This window comes from Streptomyces sp. NPDC027185, from assembly GCF_055567035.1.
On sequence record NZ_JBVHRF010000001.1, the window covers coordinates 344,341 to 360,560 of the forward strand.

The 16,220-nt window shown below is 75.4% G+C and carries 14 protein-coding genes; 8 read left to right on the forward strand and 6 right to left on the reverse strand.

The window, feature by feature from the left end:
• Positions 1-116 precede the first annotated feature (116 nt).
• From ACZ4M8_RS01480 to ACZ4M8_RS01500, 5 genes are all read right to left on the reverse strand, one after another.
• A complete protein-coding gene (locus ACZ4M8_RS01480) occupies positions 117-3,305 on the reverse strand; it encodes an efflux RND transporter permease subunit (protein ID WP_467602387.1) in 3,189 nt (1,062 codons plus the stop codon).
• Between the two features lie 220 nt (positions 3,306-3,525).
• Positions 3,526-4,212 (reverse strand): response regulator transcription factor, encoded by a 687-nt coding sequence (locus ACZ4M8_RS01485; RefSeq protein WP_467602389.1) that lies wholly within the window; start codon positions 4,210-4,212, stop codon positions 3,526-3,528.
• Positions 4,209-5,483, reverse strand: coding sequence for a sensor histidine kinase (locus tag ACZ4M8_RS01490; protein WP_467602391.1), 1,275 nt, complete (start codon positions 5,481-5,483; stop codon positions 4,209-4,211). The genes ACZ4M8_RS01485 and ACZ4M8_RS01490 overlap by 4 nt, the downstream gene beginning before the upstream one ends.
• Positions 5,484-5,575: 92 nt before the next feature.
• Positions 5,576-5,854 carry a PspA-associated protein PspAA gene (pspAA, locus tag ACZ4M8_RS01495; protein ID WP_467602393.1) on the reverse strand — a complete coding sequence of 93 codons (279 nt, stop codon included), beginning with the start codon at positions 5,852-5,854 and terminating at the stop codon, positions 5,576-5,578.
• A 57-nt stretch (positions 5,855-5,911) separates the two neighbouring features.
• Complete coding sequence (locus tag ACZ4M8_RS01500; protein ID WP_467602395.1) at positions 5,912-6,709, reverse strand: PspA/IM30 family protein; 798 nt, start codon at positions 6,707-6,709, stop codon at positions 5,912-5,914.
• 287 nt (positions 6,710-6,996) lie between these two features.
• On the opposite strand from ACZ4M8_RS01500, the gene ACZ4M8_RS01505 reads away from it, so the two are divergent.
• Both ACZ4M8_RS01505 and ACZ4M8_RS01510 read left to right on the forward strand, forming a co-directional pair.
• Positions 6,997-7,593: a DUF3043 domain-containing protein gene (locus ACZ4M8_RS01505; protein WP_467602397.1), complete on the forward strand. Its 597-nt coding sequence runs from the start codon at positions 6,997-6,999 to the stop codon at positions 7,591-7,593.
• 101 nt (positions 7,594-7,694) lie between these two features.
• A complete protein-coding gene (locus tag ACZ4M8_RS01510) occupies positions 7,695-8,471 on the forward strand; it encodes a class I SAM-dependent methyltransferase (protein ID WP_467602399.1) in 777 nt (258 codons plus the stop codon).
• Positions 8,472-8,546: 75 nt separating this feature from the next.
• Here the strand turns inward: ACZ4M8_RS01510 and ACZ4M8_RS01515 are convergent, their stop codons facing one another.
• Complete coding sequence (locus tag ACZ4M8_RS01515) at positions 8,547-8,759, reverse strand: hypothetical protein (protein WP_467602401.1); 213 nt, start codon at positions 8,757-8,759, stop codon at positions 8,547-8,549.
• 176 nt (positions 8,760-8,935) lie between these two features.
• On the opposite strand from ACZ4M8_RS01515, the gene ACZ4M8_RS01520 reads away from it, so the two are divergent.
• From ACZ4M8_RS01520 to ACZ4M8_RS01545, 6 genes are all read left to right on the forward strand, one after another.
• Entirely contained in the window at positions 8,936-10,276 is a 1,341-nt protein-coding gene (locus tag ACZ4M8_RS01520) for a bifunctional adenosylcobinamide kinase/adenosylcobinamide-phosphate guanylyltransferase (protein ID WP_467602403.1), read from the forward strand.
• Between the two features lie 62 nt (positions 10,277-10,338).
• Positions 10,339-11,178, forward strand: a complete 840-nt coding sequence (locus ACZ4M8_RS01525; RefSeq protein ID WP_467602405.1) for a class I SAM-dependent methyltransferase — start codon at positions 10,339-10,341, stop codon at positions 11,176-11,178.
• Between the two features lie 111 nt (positions 11,179-11,289).
• Positions 11,290-12,336: a nicotinate-nucleotide--dimethylbenzimidazole phosphoribosyltransferase gene (gene cobT / locus ACZ4M8_RS01530; RefSeq protein WP_467602407.1), complete on the forward strand. Its 1,047-nt coding sequence runs from the start codon at positions 11,290-11,292 to the stop codon at positions 12,334-12,336.
• Positions 12,337-12,699: 363 nt separating this feature from the next.
• Positions 12,700-13,428 carry a hypothetical protein gene (locus ACZ4M8_RS01535; protein WP_467602408.1) on the forward strand — a complete coding sequence of 243 codons (729 nt, stop codon included), beginning with the start codon at positions 12,700-12,702 and terminating at the stop codon, positions 13,426-13,428.
• Between the two features lie 82 nt (positions 13,429-13,510).
• Positions 13,511-14,350 carry an adenosylcobinamide-GDP ribazoletransferase gene (locus ACZ4M8_RS01540; protein WP_467602410.1) on the forward strand — a complete coding sequence of 280 codons (840 nt, stop codon included), beginning with the start codon at positions 13,511-13,513 and terminating at the stop codon, positions 14,348-14,350.
• A gap of 315 nt (positions 14,351-14,665) precedes the next feature.
• A complete protein-coding gene (locus tag ACZ4M8_RS01545; protein ID WP_467602411.1) occupies positions 14,666-16,213 on the forward strand; it encodes a leucyl aminopeptidase in 1,548 nt (515 codons plus the stop codon).
• The last annotated feature ends 7 nt before the right edge of the window (positions 16,214-16,220 follow it).

Sequence of the window (16,220 nt, forward strand, 5' to 3'; positions counted from 1 at the left end):
GCCCGCCCCGGCGCGGCCGTCCCGCCCCGCACACGCCGAAACCCCCGCGACCGCCGGATGCGGTCGCGGGGGCTTCCCGCTCGCGGAGGGGCCGGGTGCCCGGTCCCCCGGGGACGTCAGACGCCGGCCGGCTCCGGGGCGCGCTCGTCGTCGCGGGCGCCGTCGGCGGGCGGGTTGCCGGTCTTGCGGGCCCGCTTGTCCGCCTTCTTCCTCGCCCGGCGCTCCTTGCGCAGCTCGATGATCGCGTAGAGCGTCGGGACGAGGAGAAGGGTGAGCAGGGTGGAGGTGATCAGACCGCCGATCACGACCACCGCGAGCGGCTGCGAGATGAAGCCGCCGTCGCCGGTGAGCGAGAGCGCCATCGGCAGCAGCGCCATGATCGTGGCGAGCGCCGTCATGAGGATCGGACGGAGCCGGTGCCGGCCGCCCTCGACGACCGCCTCGACGATGCCGTAGCCCTGCGCCCGGTACTGGTTGATCAGGTCGATCAGCACGATCGCGTTGGTGACGACGATGCCGATGAGCATCAGCATGCCGATCATGGCCGGGACGCCCATCGGCGTGCCGGTGGCGACCAGCAGACCGAGCGCTCCGGTGGCGGCGAACGGGATCGAGATCAGCAGGATCAGCGGCTGGACGATCGACCGGAACGTCGCCACCAGCAGCAGGAAGACGATCGCGATGGCCGCCAGCATCGCCAGCCCCAGCTTGCCGAACGCGTCGGCCTGGTCCTGGGAGACCCCGCCGACGGTCGCGGTCGCGCCGGCCGGCAGCTTCAGGGCCTTGATCTCGCTCTGCAGCTTCGCGGAGACCGCGCCGGTGTTGTCACCGGTGGGCTTGGCGGTGACGGTCGCCGAGCGGGCGCCGTCGATCCGGGTCATCTGCACCGGCCCGGCCACGGTCTTGACGGTGGCGAGGTCGCCGAGGCGGGCCACCCCGGCCGGCGTCGGCAGCGGCAGGTCCCTCAGCTCCGCCTCGGTCGTCGCCGGGTGGGCGGACCTGATGACCACGTCGCGCTCGGTGTCGTCGAGGACGGCCTTGGCGCTGGGGGTGCCGCTGACGGCCTGGGCGACGGCCTGGCCGAGCGTGGCCTGGGTGTAACCGGCCGCGGCGGCCTTCGCGTTCGGCGTCACGGAGATCCGCGGTACGGACTGCGAGAGGTCGCTGCTGACGTCGGTGACGTGGTCCAGGCCCGCGACGGCCTTGCGGACCTGCTCGCTCGCCTTCGCCAGGACATCGGCGTCACCGGCCTTGACGACGACGCTGAGGTCCTGGTTGCCGAAGCCGCCGCCGCCCGCGCTGACGGAGGTGGTGCCGGCGGCCCGGCCGAGCTTCGCCAGCTGCGCGCGGAGCTCCTCGGTGACCTTGTCGGAGTCGGCGGCGTCCTTGAGCTTGACCTGGTAGCTCGCCTGATTGGCGCCGGAGCCGCCGCCGAAGGCCGCCATCAGCCCGGAGGAGCCGACGGTGACCTGGTAGTCCTGCACGTCCGCGGTGCCGGCGAGGACCTTCTCGACCCGCTTCGCCTGCTTGTCGGCGGCGGCCAGGCTGGTGCCCGGTGCCAGGTCCTGCTGGATGCTCAGGGTGTCCTGCGCCCCCTGGTCGAAGAAGGTGGTCTTCAACAGCGGCGCCATCCCGAAGGTGGCGACGAGGACCACCACGGCGATGAGCAGGCTGACCGCGCGGCGGCGGGTGGCGAACCGCAGCACCGGCACGTACAGCCGCTGCAGCGCGCTCCGCGCCTCCTTCTCCTCCGCCTCGCGGCGCAGCTGCTCGGGGTCGGTGCCCGCGGGGAGCTCGGGGGCGCGCAGGAACCAGTACGACAGGACCGGCACCACGGTCAGCGAGACCAGCAGCGAGGAGAGCAGGGCGACCGTGACGGTGATGGAGAAGGAGCCGAAGAGGGCGCCGACCATACCGCCGACCACCCCGATCGGCAGGAAGACCGCGACGGTGGTGAGGGTGGAGGAGGTGATCGCGCCGGAGACCTCCTTGACGGCGGCGAGGATCGCCTCGCGCCGCTCCTCGCCGTAGCCCAGGTGCCGTTTGATGTTCTCCAGGACGACGATCGAGTCGTCGACGACCCGGCCGATCGCGATGGTCAGACCGCCCAGGGTGAGCATGTTCAAGGAGAGGTCGCCGGTCCACAGCACGATCAGCGTGAGGACGACGGAGAGCGGGATGGAGACCGCGGTGACCAGCGTCGAGCGCAGGCTCAGCAGGAAGAGCAGGATCACGATCACGGCCATGGCCAGGCCGAGCAGCCCCTCGGTGGTCAGCGACTCGATGGACCTGGAGACCTGCGGCCCCTGGTCCGAGGCGATGGTGACGCTCGCGCCCGCGCCGAGATCCTCGCGGATGGTGTCGAGCTTGTCCTTGACCGCGTCGGAGATGGCGACGGCGCTGCCGTCCTGGTCCATCGTCACGGTCACGGAGAGGCTGGGCCTGCCGTCGGTGCGGGTGATCGAGGTCGGGACGGCCGGCGTCTCGGCGACGGTGGCGATGTCACCGAGCCGGACCGGACCGCCGCCCCGGCCACCGCCCGCCGCGCCGCCGGCGCCGGGCGCCGGGGCGATCCGCAGGTCCTTGATCTGCGCGACGGAGGTGAAGCCCGCGCCGACCTGCACGGTCCGGCTGCGGCCGTCCTCGGAGAAGGCACCGGCCGGCACCGAGGTGCCGCCCGCCTGGAGCGCCTGGCCGAGCGTGGCGGCGTCGATCCCGGCGGCGGCCATCTTCTTGTCGTCCGGGGTGACCGCGACGATCCGGTCCTGCACCCCGCCGACGTTGACCTGGCCGACGCCGTCGATGTTCTTGAGATCCGGCACGACCGTACGGTTCAGCTGGTCGGCGAGGGTCTGCTGGTCCTTCTCGGTCGACGAGACGGCGAGGACGACCGTGGGCAGATCGTCGGTACCGCCGGAGACGACCTGCGGGTCCACGTCCTTGGGCAGCTTCGCCCGCGCCCGGTTGACGGCCTGCTGGACGTCGGCGACGAGGGTCTTGGAATCGTTGCCGTAGTCGAACTGCGCCATGATGACGCCGGAGCCCTCGCTCGACGTCGAGGTGACGCTCTTGATGCCGTTGACCGCCTGGATGCCGTTCTCCAGCGGCTCGACGACCTGCTTCTCGACGACATCGGGGGACGCGCCCTGGTACGGCGCGATCACGGAGACCATCGGCAGGTCGATGGAGGGCAGGAGCTGCTGTTTGAGCTGGGGTATCGCCAGCGCGCCGAAGGCGATCGCGACGATCGACATCAGCGCGATCAGCCCCCGTTGCACGAGGCTGATGCGGGACAGCCAGGACATGGGTGACGGCCCTTCTTCGGTTCTCAAGGCGGCGGGACGGAAGTGGTCGGCGGCCGGGCGGCAGCCACGGCGGCGGGGCGCCGCCCCGGCCGTCCGGGCGCCGGCGGACACGGGAAGCGGCCCGGTTACACCTTCGGTCACCCCGCGGCCCGTTTCCCTCGCTCCCAGGTCGGTTTCCGCAGGCGGGGCGTACCGCGATCGGAGTACGCCCCCCGCGCGCTCACTGCACCCGTGGGCGTACGAGTCCGGTCTCGTACGCGGTGACCACCAGCTGGGCCCGGTCGCGGGCGCCGAGCTTGGCCATCGCGCGGTTGACGTGCGTCTTCACCGTCAACGGGCTGACCTGGAGCCGGGCGGCGATCTCGTCGTTGGACAGACCCTGGGCGACGAGCACCAGGACCTCGCGCTCGCGGCCGGTGAGGGTGGCCAGCCGCCGCCCGGCGTCGGACCGGTCGCCGGGCTCGGGCCCCTCCTCCCCCTGGGCGAGGAACTTCGCGATCAGCCCCTTGGTGGCTGCCGGGGAGAGCAGCGCGTCACCGGCGGCGGCGATCCGGATCGCGGCGATCAGCTCGTCCGGCTCGGCGCCCTTGCCGAGGAAGCCGCCCGCACCGGCGCGCAGTGCCCGCACCACGTAGTCGTCGACCTCGAACGTCGTCAGGATCACCACGCGGACGCCGTCGAGCTGCGGGTCCTGGCTGATCAGCCGGGTGGCGGCGAGACCGTCGGTGCCGGGCATCCGGATGTCCATCAAGACCACGTCGGGCACGTGCGCGCGGGTCAGCGCGTACGCCTCGGCGCCGTCGGACGCCTCACCGACGACCTCCATGTCCGGCTCGGAATCGACCAGCACCCGGAACGCGCTGCGCAGCAGCGCCTGATCGTCCGCGAGCAGCACCTTGATCGTCACAGCGGGGCCTCTTCCGTACGGGCGGGGTGGAGGGGAAGCGTGGCACGCACCTGGAAGCCGCCGGCCGGGCGGGCCCCGGTGACGACGGTGCCGCGCAGCGCCTGGACGCGCTCGCGCATACCGATGAGGCCGTGCCCGCCGCCCGGCTCCCCGCCGCCGTCCGCGGCCCGGCCGCGCGGCACCGGGGTCCGCCCGGCACCGTCGTCCAGCACCGTGACGGTCAGCGCGTCCCCGGCCCGGACGATACGGACCTGGGCCCGCGCGCCGTCGCCCGCGTGCTTGCGGACGTTGGTCAGCGCCTCCTGCACGACGCGGTACGCGGTCAGGTCGACGGAGGCGGGCAGCCCCTGGACGGACCGCGGCGCCTGGAGGTCGACGGGGAGCCCGGCGCGGACGAAGCCGTCGACGAGCGGGGCGAGGACGCCGAGGCCGGGCGCGGGCTCGGTGGGCGCGGCCGGGTCGTCGGACTGACGCAGCAGCCCGACGGTGGCGCGCAGCTCCCCGAGCGCCGAACGGGACGCCTCCCGGACATGTGCGAGCGCCTGTTTGGCCTGGTCGGGCCGGGTGTCCATGACGTGGGACGCGACCCCGGCCTGGACGTTGACGAGCGCGATGTGGTGGGCGACGACGTCGTGCAGCTCCCGGGCGATCCGCATCCGCTCCTCGGCGACGCGGCGGCCCGCCTCCTCCTCGCGGGTACGTTCGGCGCGCTCGGCACGCTCGCGGATGGCGTCGATGTAGGCACGGCGGCTGCGGACCGCGTCGCCGGTCGCGGCGGCCATCCCCGTCCAGGCGACGATCGCGAGGTTCTCCTGGGAGTACCAGGGGCCGGGCCCGTAGAGCATCGCCGCGGCGGTCAGCGCGGCGCCGGTGAGCACGCCGACCCGCCAGGTGGTGGGGCGGTCGGTGCGGGCGGCGAGGGTGAAGAGCGCGAGGACGGCCGCCCCGGCGACGGGGGCGCGGGAGTGCCCGGTCGCGGTGACCAGTTCGACGAGGGTGAGCGCGCCGGTGACGGCGAGGACGGTGCGCGGGGCGCGGCGGCGCAGCACCAGCGCGGCGCACGCCAGGACGGCGAGGACGACGGTGGCGGGCTCCGGCGGGTGCCCGACGAGCCGCGGGCCGTGCGGACCGTGGCGGTCGGCGACCGCGCCGCACAGGATCGCCGCGAGGGCGCAGACGGCGACGGCGGCGTCGAACGCCAGGGGGTGCGTCCGGTGCCACTGGAAGCGGCCGGGGCGCGGGGCTTCCCGGGCGGTGTCGGGAGGGGTCACGGGAGCACACGGTAGCGCCCCGGTCCCGTCGGGGGCCGGGGCGCTGTCCGTGCTGCGCTGGAGTGGGCGCCCGGGGCGGGCGCCGACCGGGGTCAGCCGGGGATCAGCCCGTCGTCGCTGAGCATCTCGCGGACCTCGTCGAGCGTGGCGTCCTGCGAGGGGAGGATCAGCTCGGACGGTTCGAGGGCGTCGTCGGGGAGCGGGGTGCCGAGCCGGCGCACCGCGTCGAGCAGGGCGCCCAGCGTCCGCCGGAAGCCCTCCTCGTCACCGCTCTCCATCTCGGCGAGCAGCTCGTCGTCCAACGCGTTGAGCTCGGTGAAGTGGGCGTCGTCCAGCTTCACCTGGCCCTCCCCCATGATCCGTACGATCACGACGGTCTCCCTCGTCTGCGGTCCGGCGATCCCTGTGAGGCTAACCGCCGGCGTGGGTCACTGCTTGTCGAAACGCGGCTGGTCCCGCGGGGCGGAGGGCTGCGCCTGGCCGCCCTGACCGCCTTCGATGGCCTGCTGCCCGGCGCCGGAGCCACCGGCCAGTTCGGCCTTCATCCGCTGGAGCTCCAGCTCGACGTCGCTGCCGCCGGAGAGGCGGTCCAGCTCGGCGGTGATGTCGTCCTTGGCCATACCGGTCGGGTCGTCGAGGGCGCCGGAGGCGAGCAGCTCGTCGATGGCACCGGCGCGCGCCTGCATCTGCGCGGTCTTGTCCTCCGCGCGCTCGATGGCGAGACCGACGTCACCCATCTCCTCGGAGATGCCGGAGAACGCCTCGCCGATCTGGGTCTGGGCCTGGGCGGCGGTGTACGTCGCCTTAATCGTCTCCTTCTTGGTGCGGAAGGCGTCGACCTTGGCCTGCAGCCGCTGGGCCGCCAGCGTCAGCTTCTCCTCCTCGCCCTGGAGGTTCTGGTGCTGCGTCTGGAGGTCGGTGACCTGCTGCTGGAGCGCGCTGCGCCGGGAGAGCGCCTCGCGGGCGAGGTCCTCACGGCCGAGCGCGAGCGCCTTGCGGCCCTGGTCCTCCAGCTTGGAGGACTGGCCCTGGAGCTGGTTGAGCTGCAGCTCCAGACGCTTGCGGGAGGTCGCCACATCGGCGACGCCGCGGCGCACCTTCTGGAGCAGCTCCAGCTGCTTCTGGTACGAGTAGTCGAGGGTCTCGCGCGGGTCCTCGGCCCGGTCCAGGGCCTTGTTGGCCTTCGCGCGGAAGATCATCCCCATCCGCTTCATGACACCGCTCATGGGCCTCGCGCGCCCCCTTCTGACCGAATTACCTCGGGCGTTGGACTCCAGCACACCTACAGACCCCACAGTACGGGCCCTGGTTCCATTACCGCACTGTTCGGAGCCGGATGTGCTCCTCCTCCAGGACGAGGATTGCTCCGGCACAGGGTGGAGGCGCGCCTCCGAAGGGCCGCGGTCACGTCCGGTCGGTCCCGTTCCGCACGGTGTGACCGGTCCGTTCCGTTGCCGGATCGTTCCCGCTCGGACCGCCGCTCACACCCGCCGACCCCGTACCCTTGGGTGTTGTGTTCCGAAGCCGTTCGAAGGATGAGCAGGCCGCGACCGCCAAGGTGACCGCGGACCAGCCCCAGCAGCCCCGCGACCCGCAGGCCCCCAAGGGCCGCCCGACGCCGAAGCGCAGTGAAGCGCAGGCCAACCGCCGCACGCGTGCCCACACGCCGGCCAACCGCAAGGACGCGGCGAAGGCGCAGCGTGAGGCGCGCCGCGCCGACATGGCCAAGCAGCGTGAGGCCATGGCCAACGGCGATGAGCGCTATCTGCCCGTGCGCGACAAGGGTCCGGTGCGGCGTTTCGCCCGTGACTACGTCGACTCGCGCTGGTGCGTCGCCGAGTTCTTCCTGCCGATGGCCGTGGTCATCCTGGTGCTCACCATGATCCGGGTGCCGCAGATCCAGAACATCGCCCTGCTGCTCTGGCTCGTGATCATCGTGCTGATCGTGCTGGACTCCATCGGTATCTGGTTCCGTATGGGCAAGCAGCTCAAGGAGCGCTTCCCGAACGAGAGCCACAAGGGCGTCAAGGCGTACGCGGTCATGCGCACGCTCCAGATGCGCCGGCTGCGGCTGCCGAAGCCGCAGGTCAAGCGCGGAGAGCGGCCCTGACCGCGACCGCCGCACCCGCCGCGGGGCCCGTTCCGCCCGCGCCGGGCGTCCCCGGGGCCCCGGTAGCGGCTCCCGCCGTACCGGCGCAGCAGGGCGCCCCCGTGGCGCCCGTCGCCGCGGAGCGTCCCGCCGCTCCCGTCGTCCGGCCGTCCGTACGGCAGGAGCTGCTCGGGCGGCAGATCGAGGAGCAGATCGCCGGGCGCTTCCCCGTGGGGCAGCGGCTGCGGGTGCTCGATGCCGGGACGGGCGACGGGGTGCAGGCGCTGCGGCTGGCCCGCGCCGGGCACCACGTCACGGCGCTGGAGCAGGATCCGGGTGCGCTGGAGGGCGTACGGGCCGCGCTGGCCGCGGAGCCGGACGGGATCCGGGAGCGGGTGCGGCTGGTCGAGGGGGACGGCCGGGACACCGGTGCGCACTTCCTGCCCGGCTCGTTCGACGTGGTGCTCTGCCACGGGCTGCTGAGCGGCGCGCGGGACCCGGACGCGCATCTGGCGGGTCTGGCGCGGGTGCTGGCCCCCGGTGGTCTGCTGTCCCTCGTGGTCCGCAACACCGGCGCCGCGGCGATGCGGCCCGGACTCGCCGGGGACTGGCACGGTGTGCTCGCCGCGTTCGAGGCGCCGGAGGGCGGCCCCCGGTCCGGGCTGGACGCGCTGACCGCCTCGCTCGCCGGGATCGGCGCCCCGCTCCAGGAGTGGTACGGCGTCGGCGTCTTCACGGACGCCTCGGCCGACGCGGCGCCGCAGGTGCCCGCCCAGGGCGGTGCGGACGCCGCACGCCGCCGGGAGCTGCTGCTGAGCGCGGAGGAGCGGGCCGGGCGGAGCGATCCGTACCGTACGGTCGCCGGGCTGCTGCATCTGTGCGGGGTGCGGGGCGGCTGACGCGCCCGGTGTGACGACGTGAGGCCCGCGGTCCCCGGTGCAGGGGGCGCGGGCCTCGTCGTGTTTCGGTGCCGGTCAGCCCTCGTCGGCGTGGAGGCTCATCGGGGCCGGGTAGATCTCGGTGCCGTCCTCGAAGAGGCGGACCTGGTCGACGCCGCCGTCGCGGAGGGTCTGCCACTCCTCGCCGATCCAGGATTCGGCGTCGCCCTGGGTCGTGAACTCCTCCGGCTCCACCGTGGGTGTCGCCTCCGTACCGTCCGCCGTCTCGAACCGCCACGTCCACGCCATGTCCGCCTCCTGGGTCCTGGGCGCGGCGGGCGCGCCGGGGGCCCGGTCCGCCGTGCCGTGATGTGCTGCTGAGCGTGTTGTCCTGCTGGTCGTAGGTGGTGCGGGCAGCAGCCTATCGGCCGTGTCGAGAGGTCCCCCGGCGCGCTGCGGGACCCGGTCCGGGGGAAAATCGCCGGGTGGAACTGACACTGCTCGGCACCGGAGCCCCCCGGGGGCTGCCGCGCCCCGGCTGCCCGTGCGCGGCCTGCGCCACCGCCGTCGGCGACGAGGCGCGGGCGGCGACCGCGCTGCTCATCGACGGCGCGCTGCTCATCGACCTGACGCCCGGCCCGGCGTTCGCCGCCGCCCGCGCGGGGCGGTCGCTGGCGGGCGTGCGGCAGGTGCTGCTGTCGCATCCGCACGACGGTCCGGCGCTGGAGGTCCCGGCGGGGCTGCCGCAGCCGGGCCGGGTCGCGGACGGGCGGGAGCTGGCGCTGCTGGACGGGCACCGGGTGCGGGCCATCGCCGTGGACATCCCCGGGACGGGGTACGAGATCGGCGGCGGGGGCGGCGAGCGGCTGCTGTACCTGCCGCCGGGCGCCGCCCCCGCCGGGCCGGTCAACGGTGCGGCGGCGGGCGGTTACGAGGCGATGGGCGGCACCGGTCCGTACGACCTGGTGCTGCTGGACGTCGTCGGGCGGCCGGACGCGCTGGCGCGGCTGCGGGCGAGCGGGGCGGTGGACGCGGCGACCGATGTGATCGCCGTCCACCTCGACCACACGGTGCCGCCCGGCCCGGAGCTGCACCGCAGGCTGGCGGCGGCGGGCGCGCGGGCGGTGCCGGACGGGACGACGGTGGTGGCCGGAGAGTTCCCGGTCGGGGCGCCGCCGGAGCTGCCGCGGCGGACGCTGGTGCTGGGCGGCGCGCGCAGCGGCAAGTCGGCGGAGGCCGAGCGGCGGCTGGAGACCTTCCCGGACGTGCTGTACGTGGCGACCGGCGGGACGCGGGACGGCGACGTGGAGTGGGCGCAGCGGGTGGCGCTCCACCGGGAGCGGCGGCCCCCGGGGTGGCGTACCGCCGAGACCTGCGAGCTGGTGCCGCTGCTGGCGGGCGGGGCGCGGGGCACCGGCGGGGCGCCGCTCGGTCCGGCGCGGGAGCCGGGCGCCGACCGGCGGCCCGGACCGGGCGGCGAGGACCCCGCCGACCGGGTCTTCGACGCGTCCCCGCTGCTCATCGACTGTCTGGCGCTGTGGCTGACGCACGCCATGGACGAGGTGGGGGCGTGGGACGACGCGGCGTGGGAGGCCGGGGGCCGGCGGGCGCTGCGGGAGCGGACGGACGCGCTGGTGGCGGCCGTCCGGGCGACGCGCAGGCAGGTGGTGGCGGTCAGCAACGAGGTGGGGTCCGGGGTGGTGCCGGCGACCCCGGCCGGGCGGCGGTTCCGGGACGAACTGGGGCGGCTGAACGCGGCGTTCGGCGCCGAGTGCGAACAGGTGCTGCTGGTCGTCGCCGGGCAGCCGCTTGCGCTGCGCGGATGACGCGCGGCCGCCGGGGGACGTGTCCGCTTGCCCGGCGGCCCGGCGGCGGGTGCTCTTGAACGGTGACCGAATCCGAGCTGACGGAGCTGACCGGGCCGACCGCGCGGACGGGGCCCGGCACGGCGCCGGGGACCGCCGCCCCCGTCGGCGCCTGCCACCGCACCGCGCCGCGGGCCCACGCCCGCACCACCGCACCCGCCGCGCGTCCGGTGCGTGAGGCGCCCGAGGGGCCCGGAGCGGTCGATCCGCCCGGGGTGCGGGCGGCGGGGCGGCGTGCCCGGTGTGTGGACGCGGCGGTGCGGGCGTACGTGGCGCGGCATCCGGAGGCGACGGTGGTGGCGCTCGGTGAGGGGCTGGGCACCAGCTACTGGCGGCTGGACAACGGGCGGTTGCACTGGCTCTCGGTGCTGTCGCCGGAGACGGCGGCGGTGCGGCGGATGCTGCTGCCGGACGGGGCGCGGCGCCGGACGGTGGTCCGTCCGGAGCAGGGTTTCGGCTGGCTGGACGCGGTGGGCGAGCCGTCCCGCGGGGTGATCGTGACAGCGCCGGGACTGCTGATGCGGCTGGCGCCCGGGGAGGTGCGGGCGCTGCTGGCGGCGTGCGCGGAGCGGCTGCCCGGCGGGGCGCTGGTCTTCGACGCGCTGCCGCGGCGGGCGGCGGTGGTGGCCCGCCGGTACCGGGCGCTCGCCCCCGGTCCGCCGTCCGGCGCGGTCCGCTGGAGCCTGGACCGCGGCCAGCTGGCCGCGCTCGCCGCCGTCCATCCGGCCATCGCGTCGGTCCGTGAACTGCCGCCGCCGGGCGGCCGGTTGGCGCTGCCGGGCGCGGCCGGCGGGTACGGGCAGCGCTTCCCGGCGCTGCGCGCGTGGACGCCGGTGGTGTGCGAGGTGCGGTTCGCGCGGTGAAGGGGCGCGGGGAGGTCGCGCCGCGAGGGGCTGCGGGGTGCGGGGCGGGGCGTGGGCGCAGCGCGTGCTCCGGGCGCGGCCGTGGCGGGCGGTGCCGGTAATCTGCGCCCAATGAGCGCCCTGAATCTCGATGACTTCGCCCACCTGATCGAGCGCCCCGACGGCGGTGCGCGCCGTGACGCCGAGGAGCGGCGTGCCCGGCTGGCCCTGCCGCCCGGGGCGCTGGGCCGCCTGGACGAGCTGGGCGAATGGCTGGCCGCCGCGCAGCGGCAGGTGCCGGTGCGCCCGCTGGAACGGGCCCGGGTGCTGCTCTTCGCCGGTGACCACGGGGTGGCCGCGCTGAACGTCTCCGGGCGCCCGGCGGGCGGTACGAAGGACCTGGTCACCGCCGCGCTGGAGGGCACCGGCCCGGCGGCGGTGCTGGCGCGGGGCGCCGGGGCCGGGCTGCGGGTGATCGACATGGCGGTGGACTGCGACGCCGCGGAGCTGCCCGCCGAGGTCACCCGCCACCGGGTGCGGCGCGGTTCGGGGCGGATCGACATCGAGGACGCGCTGAGCGCCGAGGAGGCCGAGGCGGCGTTCCGGGCCGGCATGGCGGTCGCCGACGAGGAGGCCGACGCCGGGACCGACCTGGTGGTACTGGGCGATCTGAGCGTCGGCGGGACGACCGCGGCGGCCACGCTGATCGCCGCGCTGTGCGGGACCGACGCGTCGGTGGTGACCGGCCGCGGCGGCGCCGGGATCGACGATCTGGCGTGGATGCGCAAGTGCGCGGCGATCCGCGACGCGCTGCGCCGGGCCCGTCCGGTCCTCGGCGATCAGCTGGCGCTGCTGGCCACCGCCGGGGGCGCCGACCTGACGGCGATCACCGGGTTCCTGCTGCAGAGCGCGGTGCGCCGGACGCCGGTGATCCTCGACGGTGTGGTGTCGGCGGCGTGTGCGCTGGTGGCGCAGCGGGTGGCGTTCCGCGCGCCGGACTGGTGGCTGGCCGGGCAGCTCAGCGGCGAACCGGCGCAGGCCAAGGCGCTGGACCGGATCGCGCTCAACCCGCTGCTCGACCACGGCGTCACAGCCGGCGAGGGGACGGGCGCCCTGCTGGCGCTGCCGCTGGTACGGGCCGCCGCCGATCTGGCGGCGCAGCTGCCGGTCCGCGACTGACCGCGGCCCCTCCCGGCCGGTGGTGGCCGGTTTCCGATCATGCGGGAGGGGCGCCGTGCGCCGTGGCGGAAGTGGGGCGCCGTCCCCGGGGCGGGCCCGTAGCGGCCCGTCCGGTGAGCACTCGCGCGGGCGGGCCGGTGGACGGGGCCGCGCCGCCCGTCCGCCGCGCCCGTATCCGCCCACGGAGGTCCGGGCCGTACGGGCCGGTGGCCCGCAGGGTGATTCGCTCGTCCGCGCCCCGGCGAAATGCCGCAGGTGGCGGGGGTGCGGGGCGATGCTCGGGGCGGGGCGCGCCGTGGCGTGCGGCCTTCGGGACGGGAGCGGTACGGGCGCGGCCCGCCGTGAGCAGCAGGGGAGCATCCGATGAGCGAGCCGGTCCGGCGGGGTGTGGTGCGCCGTGCCGTGGAGGCCGAGTGGGGGCCGCTGTGGCGGGCCGTGCGGGGGCCGTTGGCGGCGCGCGGGCTGCGCGCGATCCCGTTCACGCTGACGGCGGTGACGCTGACCCTGACGCTCCAGATCGTGCAGAACCAGCCGTGGGGGTACGGGCCGGTGCAGGCCGCGGGGGCGCCGACCGCCGGGACGCCGCTGTGGCTCGCGCTGCTGCGGACGCCGCTGTCGCTCTTCGTCCCGGCGCTCGACCTGCCGGTGTGGGGTGCGTTGGCGCAGGTCCTGGTGGTGTTCGGGATCGCGGAGGTGACGCTGGGCCGGTGGCGGACGGTGGCGATGGCGTATCTGGCGACGCTCGCCGGGACGCTCTACGCGCGGCTGGGCCTGCGGATCGGGCCCGGCAGTCCGGTGGGGCTGCCGCCCGGGGACGCGTGGGTGGTGGACACCGGGCCGTCGGCGGCGGTGGTGGGTCTGGCGGTGTTCGTGTGCTGGCGGCTGCGGGCACGGGTGACGTGTGCGCTGGTGGTGGTGGCGATGGTCGGTGAGGTGGTGTTCATCAAGAACAACCTCGCGGGCAAGGAGCACCTCGCGGCGGTCGCGGCGACGCTGGTGGCGTGTCTGGTGTGGGAGGTGGCGGCGCGGCGCCGGGCGGCGGAGGCGGGCGCCGTGCCCGGCCGTCCGGAGGCGTCACGCCGCCGCCCGTGACCCATCCCACATGCACTGCTCCGTCCGTCTTTGCCGCTTTCCGCCCTGCCGGCCGTCCCCGCCGCCGGGTTAGCCTGCCGCGATGACCGAGACGCCCGATTCCGCCGCCCCCGCCCCCGCCTCCGTACCGCCGTCGCCCGGGGAACGGGCCGGTGCCGGGGACGCGCTGCGGTTCGCCTTCGGGACGCTGACCGTGCTGCCGGTGCGGGTGCGCCGGTGGGACCGGGCGGCGGCGCGCGGCGGGATGCTCTGCGCCCCGCTGGCCGGGCTGACCGTCGGGGCGGTCGCGGCGGCGGCCGGTACGGCGCTGCTGGCGGCGGGCGGCTCGCCGCTGCTCGCCGCGACCGGTTCCGCCGCGGTGCCCGCCGCGCTCACCCGCGGTCTCCATCTGGACGGTCTCGCGGACACCGCAGACGGTCTGGGCAGCGGCAGGCCGCCCGCGGACGCGCTGCGCGTCATGAAGCAGTCCGACATCGGCCCGTTCGGCGTCATCACCCTGCTGTTCACGCTGGTGGCACAGGTCGCGGCACTGTCCGGGCTGTACGCCGCCGGCTGGGCGCACGGCGCCGTCGCCGCCGTCGTGTCGGCGACGGCGGCGCGGGCCGCGCTGACGCTGGCCTGCCGCCGGGGTGTGCCCGCCGCGCGGCCGGAGGGGCTGGGCGCCGCGGTCGCCGGGGCGGTGCCGCGCGGCGCCGCCGCCGGGTGCGCGGCGCTGGTCTGCGCGGGGGCGGGCGCGGCGGGCGCGACCGGCGGGGTGTCCGGTGCGGTGCACACCGCGCTGGCGGTGGCGGTGGCGCTGGCCGTCTCCGAGGCGCTGCTGCGGCACTGCCGGCGGCGGCTGGACGGGGTGACGGGCGACGTGTTCGGCGCGCTCGCCGAGACGGCGGCGCTGACCGCGCTGGTGGTCCTGGCGCTGGGCTGAGCCCTTCCGGGCCGCCGTACGGGGGCCGTTGACGGCGCCTCATCCGCCCGGCGTCACTGTGGCGCCGGTCTCATTCCGCCCGCGGAACAAGCTGTTCGCCCCTCTTTGCCCCGGCCACCCGAAACGGGCGGAAACCCCTCAACTCCCCTGCTCGAAGAAGGGTGTTGAGCCCCGCGGAACCCTTCTGCGGGGCCGCCGGGGGGCGGAGTGGCCGCGCCGTGCCCCGTTCCGTGCGGGCGGCCCGAGCGTAGGCTCGGCCGCACGCTGCTTGCTGAGCGCGAACGGATTCCCGGACGGAACAGGACTTTCATCACCGTGACTGCACTGACCCTCAGTACTTCCTCCGCCGCAACGGCGCGCGCGGACGCCGTCGTCGTGGGCGTGGCCAAGGGCGCCAAGGGCCCCGTCGCCGCCACCGGCGCCGAAGCCGTGGACGAGGCGTTCGGCGGCAAGCTCGCCGCCGTCCTGGAGACTCTCGGCGCGACGGGTGCCGAGGGCGAGGTGACCAAGCTGCCCGCCGCCGACGGCCTCAAGGCGCCGGTCGTGCTGGCGGTCGGCCTCGGCGCCGCGCCGGCCAAGGGCGAGACGTACGACAACGAGACGCTGCGCCGCGCCGCGGGCAGCGCCGCCCGTGCGCTGAACGGCACGAAGAAGGCGGCCTTCGCGCTGCCGCTGGAGGACGCCGAGGCGGCCGCCGCGGTCTCCGAGGGCGCGCTGTTCGGCGCGTACGCCTTCACCGCGTTCCGCAGCGACGGCGCCCCGGCCAAGGGGAAGAAGGGCGCGAAGGCCGGCAACAGCGGCTCCGCGCCGCTCGCCGAGGTCACGCTGGTCGGCGGCAAGCCGCGGGACAAGGAGTTCAAGGCGGCGACCGAGCGCGCCCAGGTGCTGGCGGCGGAGATCCACCGCGCCCGCGACCTGATCAACACCCCGTCCAACGCGCTGGACCCGAAGTCGTTCGCCGCCGAGGCGCAGGCCGCGGCCAAGGAGTTCGGCCTCAAGGTCGAGGTGCTGGACGAGAAGGCGCTGAAGAAGGGCGGCTACGGCGGTCTGCTCGGCGTCGGCCAGGGTTCGCAGGCCCCGCCGCGGCTGGTGCGCATCGCGCACACCCACCCCAAGGCGGAGAAGACGCTCGCGCTGGTCGGCAAGGGCATCACCTACGACTCGGGCGGCATCTCGCTGAAGCCGGCCGGGCACAACGAGACGATGAAGTGCGACATGGCCGGCGCCGCCGCGGTGTTCGCCACCGTCGTCGCCGCCGCGCGGCTGGGCCTGGAGGTGAACGTCACCGGCTGGCTGGCGCTCGCCGAGAACATGCCGTCGGGCAACGCCACCCGCCCCGGTGACGTGCTGACGATGTACAGCGGCAAGACGGTCGAGGTGCTCAACACCGACGCCGAGGGCCGGCTGGTGCTCGCCGACGCGCTGACCCGCGCGTCGGAGGAGGAGCCGGACGCCATCGTCGACGTCGCGACGCTGACCGGCGCGATGGTGCTGGCGCTGGGCAACCGCACCTTCGGGATCATGGCGAACGACGACGCGTTCCGCACCACGATCCACGAGATCGCGGACGAGGTGGGCGAGCAGTCCTGGCCGATGCCGATGCCCGCCGAGCTGCGCAAGGGCATGGACTCCCCGGTGGCCGACATCGCCAACATGGGCGAGCGGATGGGCGGCGGCCTGGTCGCCGGTCTGTTCCTGAAGGAGTTCGTCGGCGAGGGCATCACCTGGGCCCACCTCGACATCGCGGGCCCGGCGTTCCACGAGAGCGCGCCGTACGGCTACACGCACAAGGGCGGCACCGGCTCGTCGGTCCGCACCCTGCTGCGGCTGGCCGAGCGCACCGCCTCGGGCGACCTGGGCTGAGCCCCGC